Source organism: Paenibacillus piscarius, from assembly GCF_022234545.1.
GTDB classification, from domain to species: domain Bacteria; phylum Bacillota; class Bacilli; order Paenibacillales; family Paenibacillaceae; genus Paenibacillus_AQ; species Paenibacillus_AQ piscarius.
On the sequence record NZ_JAIEUI010000003.1, the window covers coordinates 312,225 to 326,106 of the forward strand.

General features: G+C 56.5%; 10 protein-coding genes. 5 read left to right on the forward strand and 5 right to left on the reverse strand.

The window, feature by feature from the left end:
- The first annotated feature begins 1 nt into the window (after position 1).
- Positions 2-742 carry an ABC transporter permease gene (locus tag K1558_RS07420; protein WP_238650759.1) on the forward strand — a complete coding sequence of 247 codons (741 nt, stop codon included), beginning with the start codon at positions 2-4 and terminating at the stop codon, positions 740-742.
- Between the two features lie 118 nt (positions 743-860).
- Positions 861-1,226, forward strand: coding sequence for an ArsR/SmtB family transcription factor (locus K1558_RS07425; protein ID WP_238650760.1), 366 nt, complete (start codon positions 861-863; stop codon positions 1,224-1,226).
- Positions 1,227-1,662: 436 nt separating this feature from the next.
- On the opposite strand, the gene K1558_RS07430 is transcribed toward K1558_RS07425, so the two are convergent.
- Positions 1,663-2,682: a cation diffusion facilitator family transporter gene (locus K1558_RS07430; RefSeq protein ID WP_238650761.1), complete on the reverse strand. Its 1,020-nt coding sequence runs from the start codon at positions 2,680-2,682 to the stop codon at positions 1,663-1,665.
- 423 nt (positions 2,683-3,105) lie between these two features.
- Between K1558_RS07430 and K1558_RS07435 the strand changes: the two genes are divergently transcribed.
- Positions 3,106-5,457 carry a heavy metal translocating P-type ATPase gene (locus K1558_RS07435; RefSeq protein ID WP_238650762.1) on the forward strand — a complete coding sequence of 784 codons (2,352 nt, stop codon included), beginning with the start codon at positions 3,106-3,108 and terminating at the stop codon, positions 5,455-5,457.
- Between the two features lie 186 nt (positions 5,458-5,643).
- Entirely contained in the window at positions 5,644-7,677 is a 2,034-nt protein-coding gene (locus tag K1558_RS07440; RefSeq protein ID WP_238650763.1) for a methyl-accepting chemotaxis protein, read from the forward strand.
- An 8-nt stretch (positions 7,678-7,685) separates the two neighbouring features.
- On the opposite strand, the gene K1558_RS07445 is transcribed toward K1558_RS07440, so the two are convergent.
- The 3 genes from K1558_RS07445 to K1558_RS07455 form a co-directional block, all read right to left on the reverse strand.
- Positions 7,686-8,648 carry an L-lactate dehydrogenase gene (locus tag K1558_RS07445; RefSeq protein ID WP_238650764.1) on the reverse strand — a complete coding sequence of 321 codons (963 nt, stop codon included), beginning with the start codon at positions 8,646-8,648 and terminating at the stop codon, positions 7,686-7,688.
- 256 nt (positions 8,649-8,904) lie between these two features.
- Positions 8,905-9,405, reverse strand: coding sequence for a CcdC family protein (locus tag K1558_RS07450; RefSeq protein WP_238650765.1), 501 nt, complete (start codon positions 9,403-9,405; stop codon positions 8,905-8,907).
- A gap of 166 nt (positions 9,406-9,571) precedes the next feature.
- Complete coding sequence (locus K1558_RS07455; RefSeq protein WP_238650766.1) at positions 9,572-9,832, reverse strand: GlsB/YeaQ/YmgE family stress response membrane protein; 261 nt, start codon at positions 9,830-9,832, stop codon at positions 9,572-9,574.
- Between the two features lie 209 nt (positions 9,833-10,041).
- Here K1558_RS07455 and K1558_RS07460 point away from each other — a divergent pair, with 209 nt between their 5' ends.
- Positions 10,042-11,094, forward strand: a complete 1,053-nt coding sequence (locus K1558_RS07460) for a lactonase family protein (protein WP_238650767.1) — start codon at positions 10,042-10,044, stop codon at positions 11,092-11,094.
- Between the two features lie 134 nt (positions 11,095-11,228).
- Here K1558_RS07460 and K1558_RS07465 read toward each other — a convergent pair whose 3' ends face one another.
- The gene (locus tag K1558_RS07465) at positions 11,229-13,529 is read right to left on the reverse strand and encodes an alpha/beta hydrolase (protein WP_238650768.1); all 2,301 of its coding nucleotides are present in this window, start codon (positions 13,527-13,529) and stop codon (positions 11,229-11,231) included.
- Positions 13,530-13,882 lie beyond the last annotated feature (353 nt).

Below are 13,882 nucleotides of genomic sequence, written 5' to 3' on the forward strand. Positions count from 1 at the left end.
CATGCGGACCTTCTTGCGGATTATGTCTGCCGAACACCTGAAGATGGCCGGCTTCCGGACCTGGCTGCTGATTCTGCTCAGTCCGCTGATCGCTCTGCCGGTCGGTGCGCTGTCGGATATGAGGGAGGATGGGGCCGCGGTTACCTGGCAAGTACTGCTTAGCACCATGTCGACCATTCATGCCCTGCTGTTTCTTCCGGTGCTGTCGGGACTGTTCGCGGCCCTCATCTGCCGCAGTGAGCATATTGACGGCGGCTGGAAGCAGCTCCTGGCGCTGCCGGTCACCCGGGCCTCGGTCTTCCTCGCCAAATATACGATGATTATGGTCCTGCTGGCAGTGGTTCAGCTCCTGCTGCTTGGTGCTATCCTGGGCATCGGATGGCTGCGCGGAGCGGAAGGGGCCGTTCCCTGGACGCTACTGCTGAGCAGCATGTTCGGCGGCTGGTTCGCCTGCCTGCCGCTGGCTGCACTCCAGCTCGCGGTCTCCCAGGGCTGGAGCAGCTTCGGCGCTCCGCTCGCGTTGAACGTCTGCTTTACCATACCGAATATGCTGGTTGTCAATTCCTCCACCTACGGGCCTTATTATCCCTGGGCACAGCCGCTGCTGGCCATGAATCCCTACGGGGATGACCAGTTCGGCGCCTTCAACCTGCCGCTGGAGAACCTGATGCTGGTCGTGGCCGGAAGTCTGGTGCTGTTCCTGGCTGCGGGCCTCATCTCCTTCCGGCGTAAAGCGGTGTAAAAGTTACGCCGTTCCTCCTTCAATGGACAATGGGCGAAGTTTTTTCTATAATTAATCGTAGAAGATACTATTAAGCGCCCGGCGGAAGCCGGATTAGCATATGGAGGAGGGCGGGTGCATGGAGCCAGCGGCACTGGACGAATGCGACAACACATGCAATGGTTCCGAGCTGGAGCCGGAATCGGTGGCACTGATTCTGCCGGACCGCACAACAACGGATAAGATGGCAGAGATGTTCAAGGCGCTCGGTGATCCGACCCGGGTACGGATGATTTACGCTCTATCCCAGCAGGAGCTGTGCGTGCACGATCTGTCGACCATACTGGACATGGGGCAATCGGCAGTCTCCCACCAGCTCCGCTACCTGCGCAATCTGCGGATTGTGAAGCGCCGCAAGGAAGGCAAGACGGTCTATTACTCGCTGAACGATGCCCATGTGGAGCAGATTTTCCTGCAGACGCATGAGCATATCCGGCACGAATAGCACATTATGACCTGAACGGAACAAGGGAATGTCCCACAGCAGCCTATGGCTGCCGGGACATTCCCTTGTTTGTTGATTATGGGGCGGCCACGGGGGCACGTGATCCAAATGTAATCGAAAAACCGATCACATTCGGCGTGGTGTGGGCGTGTGGTCCAAATGTAATCGAAAAACCGATTACATTCTACGCTGAGTGGGCGCGTGGCTCAAATGTAATCGAAAAACCGATTACATTCGGCGCGGAGTGGGCGCGTGGCTCAAATGTAATCGAAAAACCGACTACATTCGGCGTGGTGTGGGCGTGTGGTCCAAATGTAATCGAAAAACCGACTACATTCGGTGCAACGTGGGCACTTCGGCCCAATGTAATCTCACGGTCGCCCGTTACGCCCAGGCCGGCAAGGACGGCTACCGCCGCACCGTCCCCCCCCTCCGGTTACACCGGAAGCTCTCCATGCGTAAGAGTGGCGTCCTCGATCTGCAGCGTAGCGTGCCGGAGGCCGAACCGCTCCTCCACGACCTGGAGCGCCTGCTGAAGCACCTGCTGGTGGCTCAGCCTGTCCGCGATCCGCAGATGGCCGCTTACGGCATCCATCCCGGAGGTGATGGTCCAGATATGCAGGTCATGCACCTCTGTAACGCCTTCAATGGCCAGAAGCGCTTCGCGTACTTCCTGTAAATTCACCGCCTGCGGGGTTCCTTCCATAAGAATATGGAAGGCTTGCTTGATGACGCCCCAGGCGCTTCGCAGAATCAGCAGTGCCACGAGCACGCTGATAATCGGGTCGGCGACATACCAGGAGAACAGGCTCATGATCAGACCGGCGGCCAGAGCGCCAACGGAGCCTAAGGCATCGCTGATAATGTGCAAATATGCGCTGCGGATATTGATGTTGTCCTTCGCGCCGCTCCTGCGCATCAGCGACCAGGCGCTGACCAGATTGGCCAGCAAGCCGACAGAGGCGATCAGCATCATGGAGCCGCTCGCGACAGCCGGAGGCTCGAAGAAGCGCTGATAGGCCTCCCAGATAATGAACCCTGAGATGACGAACAGGGTCACTCCGTTGAAGAGTGCGGCCATAATCTCGAATCTGAAGAAGCCGTACGAATTCTTAGGCGAGGCCGGTCTTACGGCCATAATCATGGCGACCAGACTCAAGGCCAGTGAAGCGGTGTCACTGAGCATATGGCCCGAGTCCGACAGCAGCGCCAGACTGCCGGTCACCAGGCCGCCGAAGAATTCGAGGAACATAATGCCGCCGGTGATGATCAGGGCGATCAGCAGACCTTTCTTATTGTCCGGTGCATGGGAATGGGAGTGCGAGTGAGAATGAGAATGTCCATGTGAGTGCGAACCGGAATGTGAATGTTGATGTGAACGGGAAGCTGAGCTTGATTGGTGACGTGAATCAGAATGCGAATCTGTGTGTGATGGGTGTGAATGGGTATGACTCATCGGAATGACCTCTTTTCAGATAACATATGAATGATTGCTCATATGTTAATATTATAATGCCTTCCCGCAAATTTCAAGCCAATTCTATAGGTTTAGACTCATCAACAAGAATCTATAAGAATCATCACCCCGCAAGAAGCTCATCCTATCCATATATACAGATTGATACAGAACGATAATACAGACCTGGAGAGCACGGTTCATCTATATATGTTCCACCCGATAACCTATCCTTATCATTACCAATGAAACGATAACGTTTGTAAAAAGGCCAGCGAAGCCGTTTCCGCTTGTTGTCTCCGAAATTGCCATAATTTATGCGCAGCGTGCATTGACACTTCAGGTTTCAGGGGAATATAATGTGTGTAAGTTAACATATGAACAAATACTCATATATAGCAATAATCAAGGGAGATGAGTCATTTGAGTACGGCTGAAGGTAATGTGAAACGGAAATGGATACTGGATGGACTGGACTGCGCGAACTGTGCCATGAAGATTGAGAATAAAGTCAAGAAGATCGAGGGGGTCTCCTCCTGCTCGGTCAACTTCGCCACAAAGACTATGATGCTGGAGACAGCGGCTGCATCGTCGGATGAGATTGCCGATCAGGCACAGCAGACGGTGACGAAGCTTGAGCCGCATGTGAAGCTGCGCGAGGTTCCCGCTGCGCGGGCGGTCAAGAACCCCGCAGGCGGTGCGGCCCAGGTACGCCGCGTGGCCGCTCAAGGCCACGATCATGTTCATGCCCACGGGGAGCCGCACAGTCATGAACATGATCATGCCCATGCTCATGGAGACGGACATGAGCATTCCCACGCAGGCGGCCATTCCCATGCCAAGGCCGCCGCTTCCGCCCACAGCCATGACGATGGACATGGCCACGGGCACAGCCACGAGCACGGAGCCGGCGATACCCGCCGCATCCTGCTCCGGCTGGGCGGCGGCGCGGTGCTGGCCGCCGCCGGGATGTTCCTGCCGGTGAGCGGTATCACCGAGCTGCTGATCTTCCTGGCCGCCTACCTGATCGTCGGCGGCGAGGTGGTGCTGTCGGCCGCCCGGAATATCATCCGGGGCCAGGTGTTTGACGAGAACTTCCTGATGGCGCTGGCGACCATCGGGGCGTTCGCCATCGGCGAATATCCGGAGGGCGTCGCCGTAATGCTGTTCTATCAGGTGGGCGAGCTGTTCCAGGGTATGGCGGTCAACCGGTCACGCCGTTCGATTACAGCGCTGATGGATATCCGGCCGGAATATGCCTACCTGAAGGAGGGCAGCAATCTTCGTAAGGTGTCCCCGGAAGAGGTGCGTGTGGGAGACAGCATCGTAGTGAAGCCGGGTGAGAAGGTGCCGCTGGACGGCATTATTCTTGAAGGCAGCGCCATGATGGACACTTCAGCATTAACCGGAGAGTCCGTTCCCCGTTCCACCCAGCCGGGCAGCCAGGTGCTGAGCGGATTCATTAACCGTAACGGGGTTATAACGATTGAGGTGACTAAGGACTTCGGTGAGTCGGCGGTGTCGCAGATTCTGGAGCTGGTGCAGAACGCCACCAATAACAAAGCGAAGACGGAGAATTTCATTACCAAATTCGCGCGTGGTTACACGCCGGTAGTAGTCATTACTGCACTGCTGCTGGCCGTGGTTCCGCCGCTGGTGCTGAGCGGAGCAACCTTCTCGGACTGGATCTACCGTGCGCTTGTGTTCCTCGTAATCTCTTGTCCTTGTGCACTGGTCGTCTCCATTCCGCTCGGCTTCTTCGGCGGTATCGGCGCCGCCTCCCGCAGCGGTATTCTGGTGAAGGGCAGCAATTATCTGGAGGCCCTGAACGATGTGAAGGCGGTGGTATTCGACAAGACGGGGACGCTGACCAAAGGCCAGTTCACCGTGACCGGCAATGTGCCGGCTGAAGGCTTCACAGCGGAGGAGCTGCTGCGGGTCGCAGCCTATGCAGAGAGCCATTCCAGTCACCCGATTGCCGAATCCATCCGTACGGCCTACGGCGAAGCTATTCCCGGTGAAGCCATTGCCGACTATAACGAGATCTCCGGGCACGGCATCGCCGTCACGGTAGAGGGCAAGGCAGTGCTGGCCGGGAATGCGCGGCTGATGGAGCGTGAAGGGATCAAGAGCCGGACGCCGGAGCAGCATGGAACGATTGTCCATGTCGCTGTGGATAAGGTCTACGCAGGTTATCTTGTGATCGCCGATGAAGTGAAGGAAGATTCACTGAAGGCCATTCAGGCTCTGAACGCGCTGGGCATCCGCAAGACGGTGATGCTGACCGGCGACGCCGCTCCGGTAGCGGAATCTGTGGGCCGGCAGCTGGGGATTCAGGAGATTCATGCCGAGTTGCTGCCGGGGGACAAGGTAGCGGCGATTGAGCGGCTGGAGCGGGAGAAGGGGCCGCGCGAGAAAATGATTTTTGTCGGGGACGGCATCAACGATACTCCCGTGCTGGCCAGAGCGGATGTCGGAATCGCCATGGGCGGTCTGGGTTCGGATGCGGCGATTGAAGCGGCCGACATTGTTATTATGACCGACGAGCCTTCGAAGATAGCAGATGCGATCGGCATTGCTAAGCGCACACGGCGCATTGTGTGGCAGAATATTGCTTTTGCGCTGGGGGTCAAAGCCGTCTTCCTGATCCTGGGGGCGTTCGGCATTGCCACGATGTGGGAGGCAGTCTTCTCCGATGTCGGGGTTACCGTACTCGCGGTGCTGAACAGTATGCGCGCCTTACAGCTGCCGCCGGCATCGGGCAAGCTGGCCTGAGCAGCGGCTGACGATTTATAAATGATGAAAGAATTATGAAAAAGTAAGCCTCGCAGATCCTAGAAATTGGGACTGGAGGCTTATTTTTTATTGGATCACTTATGTTTTTTGTCTATTTATGCCGATATATTAATAAGGTTTTACAGCATATGGAAGATTACAATGCGTTTTTAGGGGGATTTGGCGGTGGATGAGGCAAAAGTACGGTCCAAACTGAAAATGAATGTAAGGAAAGGAAAAGCTCTATCGCTGCAAAGCAAATGGTCGATTGCCATTGTGGCGGTGGCGATTGTGCCGCTCATCGGGGCGACGCTCTTCTTCATGCAGTACTTCGGAGGGGTGACCCGGGATGACAGCGAGGAGCGGGCGCAGAATATCCTGGAGATGAACACGGTACGGATTGAGGAGTGGCTGACCACCAAAACATCCGCAGTGCAGGAGCTGATCAAGCAGCATCCGGAGTTCGACATGTCACGGCCGGATACGATTTTTCCGGTGATTAAGGTGCTGGAAGAGAGCGATACCCAGTCCGAAGGCTACAGTGTTATTAATAAGGAAGGGATTCTGGCGAATGCGCTCAAGCTTACCGCAGATATCAGCAAGTCCGCCTACCTCCAGCAGGCCAAGTCCACGCTTGCCCCGGCTGTCGCGGAGATGTCTTTTCTGGAACAGCTGAATAAATATATTATTCCGGTCTTCGTGCCGGCGGTGGATAAGAACAATCAGTTTGCGGGAGGCATCGCCTTCTCGGTGACCCCTGACATTCTGAAGGAGATGAGCAAGAATATTCATGTGGGCGATACCGGTTACGGGTACGTTATTTCGGGAAAAGGGGACTACTACGCCTACTCGGACCCGCAGCGGATCGGCAAGAATATTACGGACTATGCGAAGACCCCGGAATTGAAGCAGGCGGTAGAGCGTATCCTTGCCCGGGAATCCGGCTCTGAGGCATACAAGGGAGAGGACGGCAAGCAGGTAATCACCTACTTCCATACGGTTCCCGGCACAGACTGGAAGCTGCTGATTACAGTTCCCGCCAGCGAGATTATGGCCAACGTCACCTCCGCCCAGACCATATCCGTTCTGTTCCTGGCCGCGGTGATGCTGGTGGTCATTGGAGTAGCGCTGTACCTGACCCGTCTGCTGGTGAAGCCGATTAAGGGAATCTCCGCCGTGATGAAGCGGGTGGCTGAAGGACATCTCAGCGAACGGGTGGCTGTGCGGTCTGGTGATGAAATCGGCCTGATGAGCCAGAGCATTAATGATATGATCGGCTCGCTCTCCGGCATTGTCGGCAAAATTGATGCTACCGTAGCACAAGTTGCAGTCTCAGCCGAAGGTGTGCTGAACTACGCCAGCCAATCCTCCAATACATCGGCAGAGATCGAGACGGTAGCCCAGGATGTGGCCCATGGCATGGGCGAGCAGTTCAAAGGCTCAGAGCAGGCGGCACGGGCAACGGAAGAGATGGCGATCGGGCTGCAGCGGATTGCGGAATCCTCCGTCAATGTATCAGACCAGGCAGAAGCTGTCAGTACGGAGGTAGAGAACGGGTACATAGAGATTCAATCGACACTTGCGCAGATGACTGTAATCACCGGGGCAGCAGAGGAGACGTCGGCACTGATCAGTAACCTGACCGGACAATCCGAGCAGATCGGGCAGATCGTCGATGTGATCTCGGAGATCTCGAATCAGACGGGATTGTTATCGCTGAACGCTTCGATTGAAGCCGCCAGAGCCGGCGAGCACGGACGCGGGTTCGGGGTGGTGGCGAACGAAGTGAAGAAGCTGGCGGAGCGCACCAACAGCGCCATCGGGAACATTGTGGAGTTAATCCGCCAGATTCAGGACTCGACCAGAGCCGCCGCTGTCTCCATGGAGAACAGTATTGCAGAAATCGGTGACGGCATGGGCAAAATGCAAAATGTCGGCACCTCCTTCGACCATATCCGTTCCTCAATCCGTGAGGTCTCGCTGCAGATTCAGGACGTCTCTGCGGTGAATGAGCAAATGTCGGCGGGCACTGAAGAGATTACGGCCTCTATCGCCGACATGCTGATTATTGCCAGGGAGTCGGCCGAGAGTGCCGAGATGGTGGCAGACGCTTCTACAGAGCAGCGCAACCTGATGAACCAGGTCGTTACCTCGGCGGAGTCCCTGAACCAGCTCATGGGCGAGCTGCGGAGTGAGATTGAGAAGTTCCAGGTAGAGTAAGCCGCGGCTTAGAGCTGCTCCTCCAGCGTCAGGCTGTCGATCCCCTTGCGGATAATGCTGCAGGAGGCGTGGAACTTTGCCATCTCAGCCTCGCTGAGGTTCAGCTCAAGCAGCTCCTGGATGCCGCCGCTGCCGATGATCGCCGGGACCCCGGCACAGACGCCGCGTTGCCCGTATTCGCCGTCCAGAATCGCGGATACAGCGATGATCTTGTGCTCGTCATTCAGAATGGAACGTGTAATATAGGCCAGTGCGCTGCCGATGCCGAAGTGGGTTGAGCCCTTGCGGGTAAAAATCTCCCACCCGGCATCTTTTGTTTTGCGGGCGATATCCTCCAGGTCCAGGGTGCTGAAGCGCTCGCGGTGCTGCTCCATAATCTGCAGCAGCGGCTTGCCGCCGATGGTGACATGGGACCAGGCCACGAACTGGGACTCCCCGTGTTCGCCAAGCGCATAGCCGTTGACGCTGCGCGGGTCTATAGTGAAGACCTCTGACAGCAGCGTCTTCAGCCGCGAGGAGTCAATGGAGGTACCTGTGCCGATAATGCGGTGACGCGGCAGTCCCGATATCTGCCATACCAGATAGGTCACGATATCTACAGGGTTGGCCGCGACAACGAAGATGCCGTCGAAGCCCCCGTCCATGATCTCGGTAATAATCTCCCGGGTGATGACAGCGGCGGCATCCAGCACATCAAGCCGGGTCTGCCCCGGCTTGGGATTGGCGCCTGCCGTCAGAATGACAACATCCATTCCTGCGCAGTCGCTGGCGGTGCCTGCATAGACCTTGGTGCGCGTTCCGGTGAAATCCATGCAGTGGGAGAGATCCAGCGCCTGTGCCATCGCACGGTCATACGTGCGGTCAATCATCATAATCTCATCGCAGACGGCCTGATTCACCATGGAATAGGCGCAGCTGGAGCCAACCATGCCGGAGCCGACGATCGCTACTTTTCTCGATTTACTTTTCAATTGCCTGTCCCCGCTCTCTAATAGGTATACCCGGCTTCTATTCTAACGGATCTCATCGTAAGTTACCTGACATAGGAGAGAAAAAACCTGCTGGACCCTCCGCAAATTTAGACATAATTGACATGAAGGGTCAGCTTGATCCGGGCTTGTTGATATAGAATATGCAGATCGCGGGCACTTGGGAAGCTGAATGTCAGGCAGGTGAACACAGACGCTGTGCTGTTGACAGGCTGTTGCAGAAATATGTATCCCGTCCTCAGGACTGCGGGAGCTGGGCTTTGGCCGGCACCATCTGAGTGTAGTGTCTATACATGAACACCCTCCAGTGCAGAATCATCCCGAACGCCAGAATGAAGAACAGTCCGCCGGATTGCGGAACGGATACATACTGGTTGATGAACTCATGGAGCAGAGTGCGGATCAGCAGCAGTCCCAGCAGGATGAAGGCGAAGCTCTTGGAGCGCTGGGCATAGACCAGACCTTCCCGTTCTTCAAACTTCGTCGTGCGGATCAGCGGATAGGCAAAAATAAACCAGCCGACCAAAAAAGCTGTCACTGCCCACCACCACGGAAAGCGGACCTCCGGGACTACGAACATGGCGAAGCCGGTGGACATGCCGAGCGGCGGAATCCAGATTTTGCGGATAGTTACCGGGCGGGCGCTGGCCTTCAGGCGGATGAAAATAACCATGAGCGCCATAAATATAGCTCCTACAGTCGAACCGACATGCAAAAGGGAGGGATTGATATTGCCCATCGTTCACATTCCTCTCTGTGATATGGATCACTTATTTCTTCATTATAGCAGATCATGGAGCCATTTCAGAATGCACACGCAAGCAGACCCGCCAGGTTGTAACCCTGGCGGGTCTGATCAGCAAATATGGTATCGACAGCTTCAGGTGAGAAGGCTGCCATTGGTCTTAAGAACGGCTACGTCCGCCAACCGAACGCATAATCAGGCTTACGATAAAGATCAGGACAATAGCACCGATCAATGAAGGGAACACATAGTAGTCGCTGATCTTAGGTCCCCAGCTTCCCAGCAGCATTCCGCCAAGCCATGAACCGAGAATACCTGCGATAATGTTGCCGATAATGCCGCCCGGAATATCTCTGCCCATAATCAGACCGGCCAGCCAACCAATTACGCCACCAACAATCAACATCCATAGTAAACTCATTGTACTTCAGCTCCTTTTGTGTGTTTGTTGTCTTCGATGACTACTATTAACCGCATGCTCGGCGTTTAAACCAAGTGTCAAATATTGCCGCCGGCCTCTAATTAGTATTTCAGTGTGTCCATATTTATGCTGTTTAATCCGGATAAGGGAACGGGTACATAAACATGTTATAGTAAAATTCAGAACATACATGTGAAGGAGCCGCTGCCATGCACCAGCCTAATGAAGTGTTATTCTATATCGGGACGTATAATGGGAACAAGGAAAAAGCTATACTGCTCGGCGCGCTGGATAAAGAGACGGGAGAGATGAGGGTTCTGGGCGGAACTTCAGGCATTGATAACCCCTCCTATCTGGCGCTTAATGCTTCACGTACAGTGTTATATGCAGTGAGTGAACAGGAGGAGGGGGAGGTTCGCGCCTATGCCGTTGATCCCGCCAGCCGGGCGCTTCACTTCTTGGGCGGCCGGGCTACCGGGGGCGGCGCACCCTGTTATGTCTCCGTAGCTCCGCAGGATAATTACATATTCGTATCCAACTATATGGGAGGCAACGTTAATGTATTCCCGCTGAACCCGGACGGGTCACTGCAGGCGATGTCCTCCCAGGTGAAGCATGAAGGCTCCGGTATCCGCAGCGACCGCCAGGAGGCCCCCCACCCGCATTCCGTCATCCCGGATCAGTCAGGGAAGCATGTGCTGGTCTGTGATCTCGGCCTGGATCAGATCGTGATCTACCGTGTAGAGGACGGAAAGCTCGTGACGCACCGCGAAGTGGGGCTGCCTCCAGGCTCAGGGCCGCGCCACCTGGCGGTGCATCCTTCCCGGCAGTGGTTCTATCTGGTCAATGAGCTGAACAATACAGTGAGTGTATTTGCGGCTGATGAGTCCAGGGGAGACCTGAAGCTGCTGCAGCATATCAGCAGCCTTCCGGAGCATTATACCGCCGGAAGCGATGATACGGCTGCGGATATCCATGTATCGCCCTGCGGGCGTTACCTCTATGTGTCCAACCGCGGGCATGACAGCATCGCCCTGTTCCATATTGATAACGCGACAGGTCTCCTGGAAGCGGAAGACTGGGTGATCTCGGGGGGACGGACCCCGCGCAACTTCGCCCTGATTGGCGGCATGCTGCTTGCCGCCAACCAGAACAGCGGCAATATCGTCTCTTTCCGCATCGACAGCGAGACCGGCCGGCTGATCCCGACCGGCAACGAGCTGGACGTGACGGCACCGGTCTGCCTGGTTGCCTTGGATTAGCCTGCTACGATGACAAAGCCCCCTACCCGCCGTGTCCGGCAGGGAGGGGGCTGTTGGTGATGGTGTAGAGCTTATGAAGGCAAGTGCGGCGAATCTGTGTGAAAACCATACATTTAGAATTGTATAATTGCTGCTTAATACGCTCCCTCCAGGGAGTCTTCCCGTTCATAGAATCCGATATCATCCAGCATAATCTTGTCGCCTTCCCCTTGCAGATAGAAGGTGATCTCTGTCAGCATCCCGGTATCAAGCGCAGGCTCTTCTTCGAGGAACCGCTCGAACGACAGCTCGTAGGTCTGGAATACGGGCTCTGTGCGGTCCCCGAACTTGCCGTCCATGATCCGTTCCTCCAGCCACGGGCTGACCGTGAACTCGGTCTGCGGCAACGGCAGAATATCGGCGGCTTCATCCAGGGGAAGCCTGGCCGCAGCGTCATTGCTGTCCGTCAGCTCCACCTCCACCTCCGGGGTGAGGGCAGCTTCGCTATCCTCTTCATCCCCATTCCGGTTCGCCAGCGAGAAGGTCAGCCCCTCTGCTGCCGATTCTGCCAGACTGCTGATGAAGGTGTCACTAAGCGTAATGCTGTAGGCTGTTTCAGAGGTCTCGGACTGCCCGTCCGGGCTGCCACTGCGTTCCAGAACGACGCCGTATGAGGGCTTGTTGTTCGCTTCGCGGTCTTTGGCAGATTCCTCGGTCCAGCGCAGGCCCTCCGCTGCGGCTGTGCCGCCCCGCACGGTGTCCCGCTTACGGTCCTCCTCATAGTCGGCGACCGTCAGATGCGCACCGCTCTGGAAGCGGTTATAGTAGGCGGTGTCCGGCAGCCACTGCGCCCCGCTGCGGTAATCCCGGAACAGCGGCCGGTATTCCGTCTTCCCGTGCAGGGTGGTCTCCAGGAATGCAGAGACATAGACCATGGCAATCTGCCGCTGCTCCGCCCCGTCCATAATCTGCGCGCGGTTCAGGAACAGGCCGGCGGGCAGCGTCTGGTCATAGAGCCCCCAATCGCTGTTGAACTGGCTGTGGTTGGCACCGGCGATGTAGAGCGAGCTTTTGAAGGCAGCGGTATTGCCGGTATAGGAGGAGCGCATATACTGCCGGTCTCCGTAGAAGTCATGCACATCGCCGTCACGGGCGCCCTGCAGCGTCAGATAGCTCACATCCCGCAGGGTGGCCTGCTTGCTGTCAATTGCTTTATCCGTAGGCGCCAGAGCTACCACGGAAGTAATGTGGAACTGCCGGGCCGCTTCCAGCGCCGGATCACCGGTGAACCAGCGTGTAGCGTCCGCCGCCATTGCTACCGCCTGGCCGCCGCGGCTGTGGCCCAGCAGTGCAGTATGGTCATAGTCTACCTTCTGGTAGAAGGGAGTGCCGGGCTCCTCCGCGAAGCTGGCGATCTGCTGCAGATGCTTCAGAATCATCCACGTCCGCACCTTATAGTCATTGTCCGGGATGCCCGACCAGGCCGAGTAATTCAGGAAATTCTCGTCCAGGGTTACGGCAATGAAGCCCCGGCTGGCTAACAATTCACCAAGATAGGCGTAGCCGTCCTCGGAGAAATCCTCCATCATATGGTTGCCGTGAACCATAAGCACCAATGGATAAGGTCCGTCCCCGTCCGGCATCCATACCCTGGCGTTCAGCGGAAGCGTCCCGGGATCGAATCCCCAGAATAGCGTGCGCAGTGAGGGCCAGGATGAGATATAGTCAGAGGCGTCCGCCGGAGCGGAGATTAATGCTGCTCCGCTTCCGTATTCCTTGCGGTGCAGATCCTGGCCGCTGCCGTAGGTGAAGGTGTTGAAGGAGTGATCTCCCGGCTTAGAGGGATCAGGGGCAATGAGCGGCGTCACCTTGCCCGCTGCAGCTATGGTCTGGAGGGAAGGCAAGGCATCCGTAGGTTTCCCTGTCCCGTACCCGTAGGCCAGTGCGAAAGGTGACAGCACCAGTACCATAGCCAGCAATCCGCCGGTAAGGCTTCTGCGGGTCCGCAATAGACCGGCCGCCAGTCCGCCTATGGCACTGGCCAGGGCACCGATGCCCGCAATAACCGCTGCAGCCTCAAGCTCCAGCCCGCCGAAATACAGAACCAGCAGCACTACACCGAAGGCACTGAGCCACGACCCCGTGAACAGCCGCGGGATGCGCAGGCCGGTTAAGGCGAGCAGGACGGCCAGGAGATTGCCTGCAAGTGCCATTCCCAGCGTTGCTGCCCCGGCCGCCAGGATGATATCCGCTGCGCTTCCGAGCCCAGTAGGAATACCCATAACGGCGATTGAACAAGCCAGAATACATAATATCCATGGGCCGCTGAGCGCCATTCTCCACAGTGTGGTATCGTACCGGTAGGTCTGTGCAATGCGTCTGCCTGTTCCGCTGAGAATACGCCTGTGCAGCCGCGGTCCCTGCGGCGCGGGAGCGTATTCTATGTTCATTCCCATGCTGATCCCCCTCCCGACATCTGCGGTTGCTTAGGCTGCCGGGACCGGCAGTCCTCCGCCTATCAACTCACTCTATGCATGCTCTATAATGGCAATCCAATTTGCTTCCATAAGATGTAGCAATAATATTACTTTGGGCTGCCAATGACAAGTGGGTCTTACAGGAACTGCCGTCACCTTAGCTTTTAAATCATTCGGGGATGCGCCGAGTGTAATCGAAAAACCGATCACAATGGACTCGCGCGGGGGTACCTACATCCGCCTCATGCCGCGCGAGTGTGTACGGGCATTCCTTACCTGTAGGCGAAGTTTTTTTCATTCTGAAAAAAAGGTTTGACAGCACGGGGAGCTTT

Coding starts and splice junctions, on each gene's coding strand:
- K1558_RS07455 (WP_238650766.1), bottom strand. CDS start 9,832: ATGAGTTTACTATGGATGTTGATTGTTGGTGGCGTAATTGGTTGGCTG.
- K1558_RS07430 (WP_238650761.1), bottom strand. CDS start 2,682: ATGAGTCATACCCATTCACACCCATCACACACAGATTCGCATTCTGAT.
- K1558_RS07420 (WP_238650759.1), top strand. CDS start 2: ATGCGGACCTTCTTGCGGATTATGTCTGCCGAACACCTGAAGATGGCC.
- K1558_RS07450 (WP_238650765.1), bottom strand. CDS start 9,405: ATGGGCAATATCAATCCCTCCCTTTTGCATGTCGGTTCGACTGTAGGA.
- K1558_RS07425 (WP_238650760.1), top strand. CDS start 861: ATGGAGCCAGCGGCACTGGACGAATGCGACAACACATGCAATGGTTCC.
- K1558_RS07465 (WP_238650768.1), bottom strand. CDS start 13,529: ATGGGAATGAACATAGAATACGCTCCCGCGCCGCAGGGACCGCGGCTG.
- K1558_RS07460 (WP_238650767.1), top strand. CDS start 10,042: ATGCACCAGCCTAATGAAGTGTTATTCTATATCGGGACGTATAATGGG.